At 58.3% G+C, this 13694-nt stretch carries 15 protein-coding genes and 1 pseudogene; 6 read left to right on the top strand and 10 right to left on the bottom strand.

Going from position 1 to position 13694, the window contains the following annotated elements; translation table 11 throughout:
- Positions 1–2: 2 nt before the first annotated feature.
- Genes EQG79_RS27725 through EQG79_RS27715 form a run of 3 tightly spaced genes read right to left on the bottom strand, consistent with a single transcriptional unit; the run spans position 3 to position 1470 of the window.
- On the bottom strand, positions 3–872 hold the full coding sequence (locus EQG79_RS27725) for a universal stress protein (RefSeq protein WP_129606010.1): 870 nt from the start codon (positions 870–872) through the stop codon (positions 3–5).
- Between the two features lie 35 nt (positions 873–907).
- Positions 908–1216 carry a hypothetical protein gene (locus tag EQG79_RS27720; RefSeq protein ID WP_077922032.1) on the bottom strand — a complete coding sequence of 103 codons (309 nt, stop codon included), beginning with the start codon at positions 1214–1216 and terminating at the stop codon, positions 908–910.
- Between the two features lie 11 nt (positions 1217–1227).
- Complete coding sequence (locus EQG79_RS27715) at positions 1228–1470, bottom strand: hypothetical protein (protein WP_077922031.1); 243 nt, start codon at positions 1468–1470, stop codon at positions 1228–1230.
- A 229-nt stretch (positions 1471–1699) separates the two neighbouring features.
- On the opposite strand from EQG79_RS27715, the gene EQG79_RS27710 reads away from it, so the two are divergent.
- Entirely contained in the window at positions 1700–2815 is a 1116-nt protein-coding gene (locus EQG79_RS27710; RefSeq protein WP_129606008.1) for a L,D-transpeptidase family protein, read from the top strand.
- Between the two features lie 242 nt (positions 2816–3057).
- Here the strand turns inward: EQG79_RS27710 and EQG79_RS27705 are convergent, their stop codons facing one another.
- The 3 genes from EQG79_RS27705 to EQG79_RS27695 are packed head-to-tail and all read right to left on the bottom strand — an operon-like array spanning position 3058 to position 5044.
- Complete coding sequence (locus EQG79_RS27705; protein ID WP_129606006.1) at positions 3058–3564, bottom strand: hypothetical protein; 507 nt, start codon at positions 3562–3564, stop codon at positions 3058–3060.
- A gap of 23 nt (positions 3565–3587) precedes the next feature.
- Positions 3588–4016, bottom strand: coding sequence for a pyridoxamine 5'-phosphate oxidase family protein (locus tag EQG79_RS27700; protein WP_077922062.1), 429 nt, complete (start codon positions 4014–4016; stop codon positions 3588–3590).
- 35 nt (positions 4017–4051) lie between these two features.
- Complete coding sequence (locus EQG79_RS27695) at positions 4052–5044, bottom strand: 2-hydroxyacid dehydrogenase (RefSeq protein ID WP_077922028.1); 993 nt, start codon at positions 5042–5044, stop codon at positions 4052–4054.
- Between the two features lie 459 nt (positions 5045–5503).
- Here EQG79_RS27695 and EQG79_RS27690 point away from each other — a divergent pair, with 459 nt between their 5' ends.
- From EQG79_RS27690 to EQG79_RS27680, 4 genes and pseudogenes are all read left to right on the top strand, one after another.
- Complete coding sequence (locus tag EQG79_RS27690) at positions 5504–6676, top strand: PAS domain-containing protein (protein ID WP_129606004.1); 1173 nt, start codon at positions 5504–5506, stop codon at positions 6674–6676.
- A gap of 136 nt (positions 6677–6812) precedes the next feature.
- A pseudogene (locus EQG79_RS27685) lies at positions 6813–7097 on the top strand (hypothetical protein); the annotation flags it as partial.
- A gap of 31 nt (positions 7098–7128) precedes the next feature.
- Positions 7129–7275, top strand: coding sequence for a hypothetical protein (locus tag EQG79_RS31130; RefSeq protein WP_165358966.1), 147 nt, complete (start codon positions 7129–7131; stop codon positions 7273–7275).
- Between the two features lie 138 nt (positions 7276–7413).
- Positions 7414–7737 (top strand): thioredoxin domain-containing protein, encoded by a 324-nt coding sequence (locus tag EQG79_RS27680; RefSeq protein ID WP_077922026.1) that lies wholly within the window; start codon positions 7414–7416, stop codon positions 7735–7737.
- Here EQG79_RS27680 and EQG79_RS27675 read toward each other — a convergent pair.
- Positions 7723–10227, bottom strand: coding sequence for a cation-translocating P-type ATPase (locus EQG79_RS27675; protein WP_129606002.1), 2505 nt, complete (start codon positions 10225–10227; stop codon positions 7723–7725). The two genes, EQG79_RS27680 and EQG79_RS27675, sit on opposite strands and share 15 nt — an antisense overlap.
- A gap of 114 nt (positions 10228–10341) precedes the next feature.
- Here EQG79_RS27675 and EQG79_RS27670 point away from each other — a divergent pair, with 114 nt between their 5' ends.
- Complete coding sequence (locus EQG79_RS27670) at positions 10342–10737, top strand: hypothetical protein (RefSeq protein ID WP_077922024.1); 396 nt, start codon at positions 10342–10344, stop codon at positions 10735–10737.
- A gap of 147 nt (positions 10738–10884) precedes the next feature.
- Here EQG79_RS27670 and EQG79_RS27665 read toward each other — a convergent pair whose 3' ends face one another.
- The 3 genes from EQG79_RS27665 to EQG79_RS27655 form a co-directional block, all read right to left on the bottom strand.
- Positions 10885–11706 (bottom strand): universal stress protein, encoded by an 822-nt coding sequence (locus EQG79_RS27665; RefSeq protein ID WP_129606000.1) that lies wholly within the window; start codon positions 11704–11706, stop codon positions 10885–10887.
- Between the two features lie 19 nt (positions 11707–11725).
- Entirely contained in the window at positions 11726–12058 is a 333-nt protein-coding gene (locus EQG79_RS27660) for a hypothetical protein (RefSeq protein WP_077922022.1), read from the bottom strand.
- 122 nt (positions 12059–12180) lie between these two features.
- Positions 12181–13692: a S1C family serine protease gene (locus EQG79_RS27655; RefSeq protein ID WP_129605998.1), complete on the bottom strand. Its 1512-nt coding sequence runs from the start codon at positions 13690–13692 to the stop codon at positions 12181–12183.
- Between the last annotated feature and the right edge of the window lie 2 nt (positions 13693–13694).

The raw sequence follows: 13694 nt of genomic DNA, 5'->3' as shown, positions 1-13694 counted from the left end.
CGTTAGAGGGCGTAATCCAGGTTGGAGAGGTCGTCGATAGCCTGTGGCTTATCGCGGCTTCCGCTGTCGTAGAGGGTCAGCGTAGGTACGGCTGGCGCAAAGACCAGCGATCGGGTTACGCTGTTGCTGGCCAGAATGTCGGTCCAGCCTTTGTGTTTGGGGATACTGATCAGCAGGTCGATTGGGTGACCAGCCACGTAGGCATCGATACCCTGCCTGGCGGTAGGCGCTTCCAGCCGGGCGGTGCGTGGCTCAACGGGCGTCAGAAACTGCCGGATGCGTAGCTCCTGCTCGGTGGTGACTACCTGTTTATGCGGGGTGTCGATGGTCAGCAGGGTCAGGGTCGCTCCTTTCAGCGTAACGATATCCTTGACGGGACAAAGCAGTTTGCAGTCTGTCAGGCTGGCAAAGTCCGTAGCCAGCACGACCCGCCGGATGGGTCTGATCTGCGAGTCGACCGGCACCACCAGCAGGTTCGCGTTCAGGTACCGGACAAGCGTAGTGGCGGTATTGCCGAACAGCTCGTTGGTCCCGTCTTTCTTGGCCCCGATGACAACATAATCGTAGGTTTCATTGGCTAAGACATCGGTGACCGCATCGAGGAGTGGACCCGGACAGGCCGACGACCGGAATGTGTGCCAGTCGTTGGCGGTTTCCCGGCGCAGGCTGGCCACCAGATCGCACAAGGCGTCGGTAAAGGCCGCCCGGGCGGTTGTCGATACGTGTTTGGCGCCGTAAAAACTGTCAGGTTCGACCGGGTGCGCGCAGAGTAAATGAAAATCAGCGACGGTATCGCCAAAGAAGGCGCGGGCATAGGTAAGAGCCTGGCGAGACGCTTCCGAGAAGTCGGTCAGCAGTAAGATTTTTTTCATTGGTTACACCCCGTTTAGCAAGGTCGAAACCCCGGTTAGTTGATACAGGAAAGCGGAAACGAACTGAAAAGGGACAGCACTACCACCATGATCACAACCCGGCGCACCGCGGGCAAGGCAATCAGCGAGCCGGCCTGCCGTAAGGGCTGGTACATGCGTTCGGGTCGGCACTGCCAGCGGGGCATCGACCGTAGCAGGTGGCGGATGTGCTCCGGCGCGTCTTCTACCAGCAGACTCCGGCGGCTATGGTCCAGTACCGGAATATGTTCGTTCAGAAAGGCAAGGTCGGTGGTGGGCATGGTGCCCCGGCCCGTGTAAGTCAGAATGAAGCGTTGCGTTTTCATGCGCGATCCGGTTAATCGACAAAAATTTCCTTTTCTTCCAGATACTGCTGACGACCATCGGACCAGTTGAGCCGCGCCCGCCAGCGCCCCCTCGATAGCTGAGCCGTTGAAACGACGTGTCGGGGACGATCGGTAGGGGTGATAGCTACCCGAACTTCCTCATCAGTAGTGGCGGTGCTGAAGATGACGTCACCTTTGCGGAACGAGACGGGCAACACAAAGGCCAGTAGATGGGAGGATGGTTCAAAGGTCATGTCCGGGGGCGTCAACGAAAGAATTGACTCAACAAAGTTGGCCGGACTGGCCCGGTTGGGGTATGACGGGTATCAGCCCGGGCGCTGATAGACTTCAGAGCCGCTCCTGAACTCAGTCACCGGGCGCCCGTCCGGTAATCCGCATTTTTGCTGGCGTCGGAAACCCGCCCCGGCCAGCCGTGTCGGCCGGTGGCTGAACGGCTCTCTTCCCCCCAAACCAAAGACGGATATGCGTTATCGCTGGTGTATTGTATGGATAATCCTGGCCTCCGGTACGGCCCGCGCCCAGGTAGCCGGCGACTGGCTGCGGCTGCGGCAATATGGCCAGACCATTGGTGTCGACAGCCTGTGTGCCGAGCCCGACGAAGCCTGCCTGACCCGCTATTTTACGCAGATCGTGTATGGCCGTCGACCCCGCCGGCTGGGCTACCAGGGGGTGGCCGAACGAATCGACACCAGCCGGATCAGCCGTCTGACGCAACAGTTTCGGACCGGTGCCGACTGGTGCCCGCTACTCGATTCGCTCGAGTCGCCCGACCCGGCCTATCGGCAGCTGAAAGAGTACTGCCAGCGTTGCCTGATCGACGATTACATGACCGACTCGCTCACGCTGGAGCAAGTTTGGGAAACGCTGAACACCTACCGCTGGCTGAACCGGTTTTCGGCTTCCAGGCGAGTGGTGGTGAATTTGCCGTCGGCTACGCTTCGGGTCATCGATCCGGCCGGGCAAACGCTGCTCCACAGCCGGGTAATTGTAGGCAAACCCGCCACCCCAACCCCCAGCTTTACGGCCGAAATCAGCAGTGTGGTGGTTTACCCGTACTGGAACGTGCCGCGCTCCATCATGATAAACGAAATGCTGCCCGCCATACGGAAAAACCCGGTCGCCACGCTGGATGCCCTGAAGCTCCAGGTCATCGATGCCAGCGGGCGGGTGGTTGATCCGGCCGGGGTGAACTGGTTGGCCAGGCCGTTTCCGTACCGCCTTCGGCAATCGACCGGCTGCGATAACGCGCTGGGGCTGCTGAAGTTCAACCTCGATAACCCGTATGATATTTACCTCCACGATACCAACGCCCGTCGGCTCTTCACCCGGTCGAATCGGAGCCTGAGCCATGGCTGCGTTCGGGTCGAGAAACCCATACACCTGGCCAATCTGCTGCTCGGCTATACACGGTTCGGCCCGTCGTTCCTGACCAGCTGCCCCACCAACGCCAGCCCGAAAAGCATACGGTTCCCTGAGCCGGTGCCGGTCATTGTCGTCTATAACGTACTCGATATCGATGAGAGCAATGCCATTCGGGTCTACCGCGATGTGTACGGCTGGTGGCGACTGCCTTTGTAGGGTGGTGTTGCCGCCAACAAAAACCCCGTAGCGAACATCACTACGGGGTTATCTATTACACTGCTCTCTTCTTTGCAACCAACTAACCCCCTACACGGAAGGGTTTACCTGGAGACAGACCTGATCGGCAACGCTGCCGGGTGCGGATTATGCCAGCCGATGAACGCAGCTACGACCACCGAACGATCAGGTCTGATCTCGTTATGTTTTAGTACGTTCGCTCTGATCGGGTCTGGTCAGTTTTATACTGCCGCTGTCCGGGGTGATTTTATCGGACGGTGATCGGAGCGGGTAGCGGGTTCCCGTTTGTCATGGCTAAGTAGCCGGTAGAAGGCCAGGGCCATCAGCAGGGTAGCCGGAAAGGCCGCGCCCAGACCCAGCGGAGAGATGGCCATACAGAAAACAATACCACCTGCACAACCCAGCCGGAACCAGCGTCGCTTCATAAACATCGCGGCCGCAACACCCACCTGCCCGACCGCAATACTCAGCACCATAGGGGTAATAATCGGCTCGAACCCGCCCAGAATAAACCGGCTGTAGAGCGGAATGGCGTAATCGGCATAGTTCTGGTAGACCCAGGGGGTGTTGAGCGCGGTTCGGGTGTTGACCAGGGCGGCTGCCAGAAACAGCAGACAGAACACCAGGCGCGTCACGGTAGGCCACCGGTAACTGCCAATGACCTGCACAACCGCAAACCCATTGACAACGAAATAAGCAACCAGGAGGAGGGTATCGAGCGTTTTCATAAGGCATTAGGCGTTAAGACGAACTACTCTTTGATTTCGCTCCGGCCGGTCTTGCTGAGGATTCGGATGCGGTAAACAACCGGCGGTGGAGGCTGGGGTACCTCGCCCGTGGACGAAACCATGTCGCTGCGGGGCGCTACCCGACCGGGGCCAAGGCGCTGTTCGGCATAGACCCGATCGTCGCCGTTCAGTTCTTCATACACGCCCTGTACCACTACGCTCCGCCAGGAGGTTGGGCTGCATGCTTCATCGACTTCGAAACATACCGTGGGGTTTTGGCGCAGCATACGGGTTTTGGTGCCCTCGCGGGTTTGACCGTAGATGGCATGGCCGTCGTAGAGGTACGCAACGGGTAAAACCAGCACCTGCCCGTCGGCAGCGCAGCCAATGCGGCCAAAGAACTGCGTACTCAGCAGGTGTTCGGTCAGTTCGGGCGAGAGGTCGTGTAGCATGGCAGGCTGCCGTTTTACCGGTTTTAGAACGTCGTTCAGCACATCGACGCCCTGGTGATCAGGGCCGTTTGCTGGTTGTCGTAAAAGCTGAACTGGTTAAGCATGCTGCGGGCAATTTGCCGCAGTGCCTCGTCGGTCAGGAATCCCTGGTGGGCAGTCAGCAGTACCCGGGGGTGCGTTCGTAAACGATTCAGCAGGGCATCGGTAATGGGTTGGTCGGCATAGTCGTAGTGGAAATACGTCCGTTCGCCTTCGTACACGTCGGCTGCGTAGCCCGCCAGCTGACCCGCATCCAGGGCGTCGAGCAGGGCTTCGGTATGAACCAGTTTGCCGCGTCCGGTATTGACCAGAAAAGCCCCCGGCTTTAGCAGCGGCAGCGTTTTGGCGTTGATCAGGTAGGTTGTCAGGGGCGTTAGCGCGCAGTGCAGGGAGACGATGTCGGCCTGCTGGAGCAGCTCACGGAGGGGCACATAAACGACGCCCGATTCTACCAGCCGGCGGTCTGGACCGATATCATAGGCCAGTACCTTGCAGCCGAAGCCCTGTACGATATGCAGGAAGGCCTTGCCAATCCGGCCGGTGCCTATTACCCCCACCGTTTTGCCGTGCAGGTCGGTGCCAACCAGCCCGTTGATCGAGAAATTACCGGTAGTGACCCGGTTATGAGCTTCGGGCAGGTGCCGGATCAGCCCAAGGAGTAAACCTATGGCCTGTTCGGCCACTGAAAACGGGGAGTAGCCCGGAATGTGCAGGAGGGTCATGTCCAGATCGCAGAGGGCGTGCTGGTCAACGTTATCCAGCCCGACGCACCGCATACCCAGTACGCCAATACCCAGCCTCCGCAGCTGTTGCAGGACGGGGCGGCTCAGGTCGTCGTTGACGAAGGCACATACGGCCTGGTGACCAGCGGCTTTCGATGCCGTTTCGAGGGTCAGCGCTTCGGGTATGTAGGTGATCTGATGGTGGCCGCGCAGTTCGTCGAACCAGCGTTGTTCGAAAGGTTGGGCGCTGTAAAAGGCGATAGTCATGAGCAGGCGACTGGCTAAGTTGATGTACCAAAATTGAGATTAGTTCGACACTTAAGCCCTGACCATACTCACTGCCCAGCCTGACTTTAGGCAGTTTGCCTTACTAAGTATTTATTATTATATAATTGATTGTGAAATTTGTTACCAAATGGTAAGTTAGATTGAACCAGTGCCTCAAAGAGACGCAGCAGCAATTACCCTGGCGCCTATCTTTATGAAAATGAAGTGGATTCAACGAATCAATCCGGACCAATACCAGCGCTTCGTGTGAACCAGTATGGGATGAGTAATAATCACTAGATGACCCGATCCGCGTATCATCACATCTAAACAGGCGTATGCCGGTTTAGCCGGGGATTTTAGTTTCTTTTGTTACTATATTAAAACATGTGGTAACGTTGTTTCGTTAGTTTGTATGGCTTAATCTGCCCTTGTTCTTTATCCTAACGTGTAAAATCAATGCATTCTACCCAGCAACTGGCACCTGCCCTGTTACAGCGCGTATTGAGCGTGGCGCAGGATGGTGTCTTTGTGTATCAGATAATTCGTAATGCCCGTGGAGTACTCACGGACCTGCGGCTGACGATGGTCAATGCCGTAGCGGAGCAGGACATGGGGCAACCGGCCAACGAACTGCTGTGGCAACCGTTCAGCAGCTTATTTTCTGAACTGGTCCAGACGGAACTGATGGCGCAGTTTCGGCCGGTGATTGAAACGGGGCGGGGGGCTCATTTTACCACCCGGATCAGCTGGCCAGGTAGCAACCGGCTGGCCTGGCTCGACATGACGGTGGTGCGGGTCGACGAATACCTCCTGGCGTCGTATGTAGACATGACCCAACGCCGGGCCGAAGCCGAAGCCGCCCGGCTGAAAGCGGTGTTGCAGCAGGCCTTCGATATCGATAATACGGGTATTTCCGTGCTGGATGTCGTTCGTGATACCGACGGCCGAATCTGCGATTTTCGCTTCACTCTGATCAACGAGGCCGGTCTGCGGATGAGTGGGTTTAGCCGGGAGGAGTTGCTGGGCCGTACCTTATGGCAGCTATACCCCGCTACGGGTATCAACGGCATGTTTCATCAGTACGTATCGGTTTACGAGACCAATCAGCCCTACACCGGCGAACATTATTACCCGGAGTATGACTGCTGGCGCGATATCACCGTGGTTCCCGTCGATGGCGGAATCCTGGTTCGGTATGCCGACAGTACCGTTCGCCGGAAACTCCGCGACATCATTCAGCAGCCGGGCATACAGGTTCAGGATGTACTCCTGCGCGTACCCGCTGGCGTGGCGGTATTGCAGCCCATTCGTAGTTCGTCAGACCTGTTGTCTCCTATTGTCGATTTCCGAATCGATCAGGCAAACGCCCGACTGGCGAACTGGCTTGGGCGCCCTGATCTGGTGGGTCAGCTCCTGACGAACGTAGTTGCCACTGCCAGGGAGTCAGGGTTTCTCTGTCGATGCACGGCAGGTTATGAACGAGCCGAACCGCAAACCTGTACCACCCCGTTCGACATCGTTGGGGTTGTGCAGGTTTGTCAGGTGTCGATAGCCCGGCTGGGGACCCAGCTGGTGCTGGCTATACAGGATACAGTCAGCACCAGCCGGGGCGTGGCTCAAAAAGCCTGAGCGGGACGCCAGCGGCTTCCGTCAGCGTGGCCCCGGGTCGATTGCCGGGGCAAGAATCAGCCTGGGGGGTGATTTTCTTCAGTCGTAAGTCCGGGCCGGGGGGTGACCTTCGGGACGTATTGATACTACTGATTGTATGCAGGCTGTTTCGGATGTGGCGTTGTCTCCCGACCGCGGGCGAATTGCTTATTTTTCAATGGAGTTTGCCTTCGTGCAGGCGCTCAAGACCTATTCGGGTGGGCTGGGTTTTCTGGCGGGTTCGCACATGCGCAGTGCGTGGGCGCTGGGACAGCCGCTGGTGGCCATCGGTATCTTATGGAAGTATGGCTATTACGACCAGGCTCGCAAGCCTGATCAGACGATGGATGTGCTGTTTATGGAAAAACACTACAGCTTTCTGCAGCCCACCCATCTGCGCTTTTGATGCCGAAAACCTGTATCAGCTCCTGGAAATGGTTATTCTGCCGCTCTACTACGACCGTCCCGCCGAGTGGATGGCGATCCTGAAAGCCAGCGTTCGGGAGGTGCAGCCGACCTTCGATTCGGATCGAATGGCTGCTGAGTATATGGAAAAACTATACATGATTGGGCCGGCCTGATGGTATACGCGTTGGGGATTTATCAGGTGACTGGCTGATTTTTGTCAGTACAGATGTGCCAGCCGGGATTGATCTTTACGGAACGGCACACTTTCTGTTTTTTTGGACAAACAGGTGGATATAGTTTATTCATCGATTATGCAATCAAGCGATACACGACCCTTTCTGGTCCCCGCTAAAACAGCGGTTTTGTTGATTTTTATGCCTTCGGATGCCGACAGTCGTCAGCAGCGGGTGTCGCTGACGATACTCGCTGATTCGTTGCAGACGATGCTGGGCGATGCCGTACGGGTGCTTAAGATCGATGAAACCGCTCACCCTGAGGTCATGCGTAGTTTCGACGTCGAAAAACTGCCCGCGTTCATCCTCGTTCGGCAGGGCATCGAACTATGGCGCCAGGAGGGAACCACCGCCGAAGCTGCCCGGCTGGCCGAAACGACCCAGCAGCTACTGGAGACCTGAGGTAGATGTCTGCCGTAACCAGTATTTGTACCCTTCTATCCAGCAAACGCCCGCCAGCGATGCCAGCATGCAGTAGCCCAGCTCAGGCAGATCCGGTCGACTGAACCGGGCCAGCTGGCGGGCGGCTGGTAGCAGCAGGGATATTACCAGCAGCAGCACTGTCAGGCCCAGCATCAGCCAGAGCAGCCAGTTGGGCCGGCGCAGGGTGGTGAGAATCGATTCGCGGGTTGAGCGGCTCATCAGCGTGAGCCAGATATTACTTATGACCAGGGTCAAAAAAGCCAGCGTCCGAACCTCGTCCTGAGTCGACCCGGTGCGCATGCTGAGGTAGTAGACGAGGAGAACGGCCCCGGCAATGGCCAGTCCCTGCCCGATACTCAGCCCAAGTTCATGGGTGGTAAAGAAGGTATCGGTCAGGCGACGGGGCCGCTCTCGCATCAGATTACGCGCTGCGGGTTCGTTTTCAAACGCAATTGAGCAGGTTGGCCCCATCACCAGTTCCAGAAAGATGATATGTACCGGACTGAAGAGATTCACGTACGGCCAGTCGAAGAGCAGCGGCAGCACTACGGTCAGAATGATGGGAATGTGGATCGAGATGATATACCCAATGGCTTTCTTGAGATTCTGATAAATACGACGGCCCTGCGCAATGGCGCTGACCATACCACCCAGATCATCGTTGACCAGTACCAGCGAGGCTGCCTGTTTAGCCAGTTCGGTACCCCGACGGCCCATGGCAATACCGATGTGAGCCGCTTTGAGGGCAGGGCCGTCGTTAACACCGTCGCCCGTCATGGCTACTACCTCGCCGTTGGCTTTCAGCGCCCGGATTACCCGGAGTTTGGCTTCGGGAAACATGCGGGCGAAAATCGTCGTCTCACGGGCCTGCTGCTGAAGGTCAGCTTCTGTCATTGCCATCACCTCCGGGCCGGTCAGAATACGGTTACCCAGCGGCATTGACACCTGCCGGGCAATGGCGCTGGCCGTTTCGGGCGAGTCGCCGGTAATCATTTTGACCGCAATATGCGCCCGGCTGAACTGGCCGATAACAGCGCTGGCGTTGGCTTTGGGCGGGTTTTCGAGCGCGACTAAACCTTTACAGGTCCAGGTGAAGTCGTCCTGGCTGGCCGGAAATGGCGCATCGCCCCACTCGCTCCCGGCTATGCCCAGTACCCGATAGCCCCGGGCTGCCAGGGTATTGGCCTGCTGACGAATTTGCTCCGCATCGGCATCGGGTAACCGGCAAACCCGGATGATCCGTTCAACGGCGCCTTTTCCGGCTACCCGAAACGAACCCGCAGCGGCAGCGTAGACATGGGTCATCATGGGGGGTATTCCGTCGAGTGCGTACTCGTACTGCAGCGGTAGCCTGTCGGTTTCGGACTGGGCCTGGCAGGCTGTGGCAATGGCCCGCTCCATGGGGTCATACGGCTCGGGTTCGCTGGCCCAGCGGGCATACGCCAGTACTTCCTGAGCCGGTGCCGAAAGCACGCCGGTTATTGCTGTCAGCTGCTGGGTACGGTGGTCGTATACCTGGGCCACGGCCATGCCCTCCTGCGTGATGGTGCCGGTTTTGTCGGTGCAGATGACCGTGGCCGACCCCAGACTTTCGACGGTTTGAGGCTGTTTGGGCAGTACCCCGAAACGGACCATGCGGGCGGCCCCCAGCGCCATGAAACTACTGAACGCGACGGGTATTTCTTCGGGTACCACAGCCATCGCAATGGTCAGTCCCAGTAACAACGAGGACACCCAGTCGCCGGAACGGGCAAAGTTGACTGCCCATATCAGCACGAACGCAGCACTGCCAGTGAACGCCATACGTTGTACAAACCGACTGATCTGTTGCTGGAGTGGCGTTTTTTCTACGTCTATTTGCGCGAGTGACCGACCCAGTTTACCCAGTTCGGTAGACTCGCCGATGGCGCTGATTCGCAGGTAGGCGCTGCCCGTGGCCAGTACCGTTCCGGCGTAGAAACGGTCTGTGTCCGGTTGCGTTTTAGCCACCGCCACCGATTCGCCCGTCAGGATCGATTCATCGACGGTGCAGTCGTTGGCCTGAATCAACAACCCATCGGCCGGTACGGTCTGGCCTTCGGTAAGCCAGCAGGCATCGCCCGGAACAAGCTGCTCGATGGGAACCGACTGGAGCTGGCCATCGCGAAGCACCGATACGGCCGGCTGGGTCAGCTGTCGGAGCGACCGGAGCGCCCGATCGCTCCGAACGGTCTGATAGACCGAAATGCTGGCCACCAGCCCCATCGCGACTCCCAGTACGATTCCTTCCTGCCACTGCCCCAGCAGCACGTAGAGCAGGCAGGCTATCGCCAGCAGGATGAACATTGGCTCTGATACAATCTCAATGACCAGCCGCCAGCTCGTTCGGGATTCGGTCGTGGCTACCAGGTTGAGGCCATAGAGCTGCCGTGCCAATTGTACGTCGGTTGCAGACAGGCCGGTTACCGATGGGGTTGCGGAAGTAAGCATAATAGAGCGGATAAACGGGAAGCTGATTTTTATCAGGTTGGGGACTGACTTCGATCAGTCGCGGTATCGGGAGGAGCTATCAATTTTACGAAAAACCATTCGCTCCGCTTATTTATGAACAACACTATCGAGTCCCTGCAAACCTGCCGCAGCCAGCATCAGAACTGGGCGGCCTCCCTGGTGGAAAGCGAACAGGAAATAGATCAGCTGTTGATACTCCTGTCTGACCTGCCCAACGATAACTACCGGAGCCTGCGGGATTACTCGGCCGACTACGCCCAGGCACTCGGCCGGCTCAAACACCGTATCCATCACCTGCGTGCCGATGTGGTCTGTTCCGGCGACCGCTGCACATCGGCAACGGCCACAACGGCTGCCTGCACCGATCCGCGGTATGGATTGCCCGTTTCCAGCCCTACGCTGCTGACTAGCCTGTCGGCAGAATATACCCAGCTTAAAAACCGCTGCCATGCGTTCCTGGCCGAGCTGATGGGGCTGAATCTGATCTGAATATAGGGCTGCCGGATCGTTACCCTCCTGGGTCCGGGCCGGTGAATAACCTCCTGGCGAACCCGCAGAGCATACAATAGGAGACAACAGACCCGGCACCTAACGCTGAAAAGACAGGTGCCGGGTCTGTTGTATAGAGGCCGGTCGTTAAACGACAGCCAGCAGCGGAATATCGGTAAGCCGTGCCATACGTTCGGTATTGCCCTCGCTAAAGAGCCGTACGAACCAGTTATGCGGCTGCGGCAGCATCATAATCAGGTCGGCTTTGTTGGCATGGGCAAAGGTGAGCAGCGTTTCATAAACGGCATCACCCGGCAGAATGGTCAGCGTGTGGGGCACCGACGCCAGCAGTCGGCGGAGGTGCTCGGCCCGGCTCCTGACCGTTTCGTCTGACGGTCTTTCGTGGATAGACAACATATTGACCACACTGTCGAACTGGCGAACAAAGCGAAGGGCCGTTTCGAGGACGATCGCATCGGGGGGATTGTTCAGATCGACAGCCAGTACGATGTTCTTAATGGCCGCGTAACCTGCCGAGGGCGGAATCAGCAGCAGCGGGACATTTGTTTCGGATACCATGGCACTGGCGATACTACCCATGAGCTGCGCACTCTGCGGAGCCGACCCTACCGTCGACATGACCAGCAGGTCCGCCTTTTCGTGCCGGGTTATTTCCTGAATAGTCGGGATCACGTAGCCCTCCCGAACCAGAGATCGGATGGGTAAGCCGGCTCCGTACTGGCTGTGTAGTTCGTGGGCCAGCTGACTGATGGCTTGCTGGCCTTCGTCCCGCATGGCCGTGGCACTCAGCGGAAAGTCGCCGTTCAGCTCGGGCGGATTGGCCGGCCAGAAATGAAACACGTGAACCAGGACCAGCGAAGCACCCTGGTCGCGGGCCAACTGGGCGGCAACATGAGCTGCCCGATTGGCCCCGGTCGAAAAGTCGGTAGCCAGAACGATGGTTTTCATACCGAAGCGATTGGCAGACCTACAGTACGTTGATCAGGATAATGGCTACATGCAGCACAAAGCTGAACGCGAAGGTAGGCAGGATGTATTTAACCGGCATTGCCGACAAAATAGGGACCAGCACCAGCAGAAAGCTGAGGTTGCTGACCAGCAGCTGCCAGTCGCCCCCGCCGAAATAGAACATGGTCAGCAGGAGGGCGGGCGAGAGAATACAGCCCTGAATGATAAGAGCCGCAGCGGCCCAGCCGACCCGATAAAACTCGTTGCTGGCCACAAAATGCTGATAAGATGCGAGCCAGGTGGTAGCCGATGAAGAGGATGTTGCGGTGGTGGCGTGTGAGAGCGTTGCCATGGTTGTTGTTGGGTTTGTATGACACCACAAAGCAACACCGGCGGGCCTGCTCCGGTACTGACCTGAGTCAGCCACGGCCCTGATCCTTGTTGGGCCGGAACCTGATCAGAAATGGGCCGGAGTCAGTACCACAAACAGGCTTTGATCACGTCCTGCTCGCCCGATAGCATATGGCGGGTAAAACGCACGTCGTCGGGATTGTCGGGGTCCGCCACGGCCATATCTACCACACCCGACAGTCCCATCAGCCGACAAACGGCACCGAGGTAGCTGAGCTTGCTTACCCGCCAGAGTTTACTGCCCCGCTCTGACTGAATCCCCGCTGCCACAACCCGGTAGGTGACGGCCCTGGGCGTATTGGCCGACGGGCTGGCTATCTGCTTCTGCCCAAAACCAGCCGGGGTTTTCTGGTACCGGCGCTCCCGATCAAGTTCATAGGTGTTGTTGTTCTGCATAAAACGAATGGCGATCCCATCGGGGGCCTCCGTCAGCGACAGCCGGTTCGACGTCAGTACGTAGCGGGCTACCGATTCCAGTTCAACAGGCGTCAGCGTGCTGCTTTTCACGGAAACCGTAGTGGCCGACGGGCCATGGCCAAACGTCAGGGCGACCATACTGCCCGGGCGTAGGGTTTCCAGGATGCCCAGTACTTCCTGCACGTTACGGACCCCTTCGCCATTGATGGCCGTAACGGTCTGACCCACATAGCCTTTGAGTGCGTCTTTGCCGGGCGAGTCGGGCAGGATACCCGATAAAACCGGTACGGGTTGGGTGGTGGCGGCCTGGGGGCGTTCGTCGTCGTCGCTGATACGGGTCGTCTCCGAGAATTCGAGGCCCAGATACGCCCGCCTGACCAGCCCGTCGTTGGTCAGCACGTCGTTCAGCAGACGCAGCACAACGGAGGTCTCCAGGGCGAAATTGATCTGGGAGAGCCATACCGATGACCCGCTGGGGCCGTTGGCGAAGGCAATCTGCGAGTTGATGCCCAATACAGCCCCCCGCTCGTCGACCAGGGGGCCGCCACTGTTGCCCCAGATGACGGTTGCCGTTGTCTGTAAGAAGCCAAACTTACCCGTCAGGCCACCGCGCATCCGGTTTTTGGCGCTTATGATACCGTCGGTGACCGTATATGGATACTCGCCCTGCGGGTTGCCGATGGCGTAAACGCGCTCGCCGATCCGGGCGGGGGCCGACCGAAGGGGAAGCGCGGTCAACTCGGGGCCGGGTGGAGTCGTGAACGCCAGTACCGCAAAGTCGTAGAGCGCATCGCCCCCCACCACCCGGACGGGGTATTTCTGCTGGTTGATCGAAAAAACGGCCAGGCTGCCGGCTGCGTCGGTGGCTGACTCGACAACGTGCGCGTTGGTGAGTACGTATTTCTGGCCATTCAACTCGATGACGAAGCCCGACCCGCTGCTTTTGGCTCCGGCCAGACTCAGGGCTTTGGCGTAGGCCTGTTCGGGGTTTACGGTCCGGCCCCGCACGCCCAGGGGCCGGACACTGACACCGGCCGTCTGGTAGACGGCTACGGTAACAACACCTGACAACGCGTCTTCCAGAACATCAGACGAGCTTTGGGCCCGGGTCTGGGCCGACAGTATGAGCAGAGCAAGAAAGAGAAAAAGACGATACATAC

Origin of the sequence: Spirosoma sordidisoli, assembly GCF_004138325.1 — a bacterium.
Lineage (GTDB): Bacteria > Bacteroidota > Bacteroidia > Cytophagales > Spirosomataceae > Spirosoma > Spirosoma sordidisoli.
The sequence above is the reverse complement of the archived record's forward strand: the minus strand, read 5'-3'. Positions and strand labels throughout refer to the sequence as shown.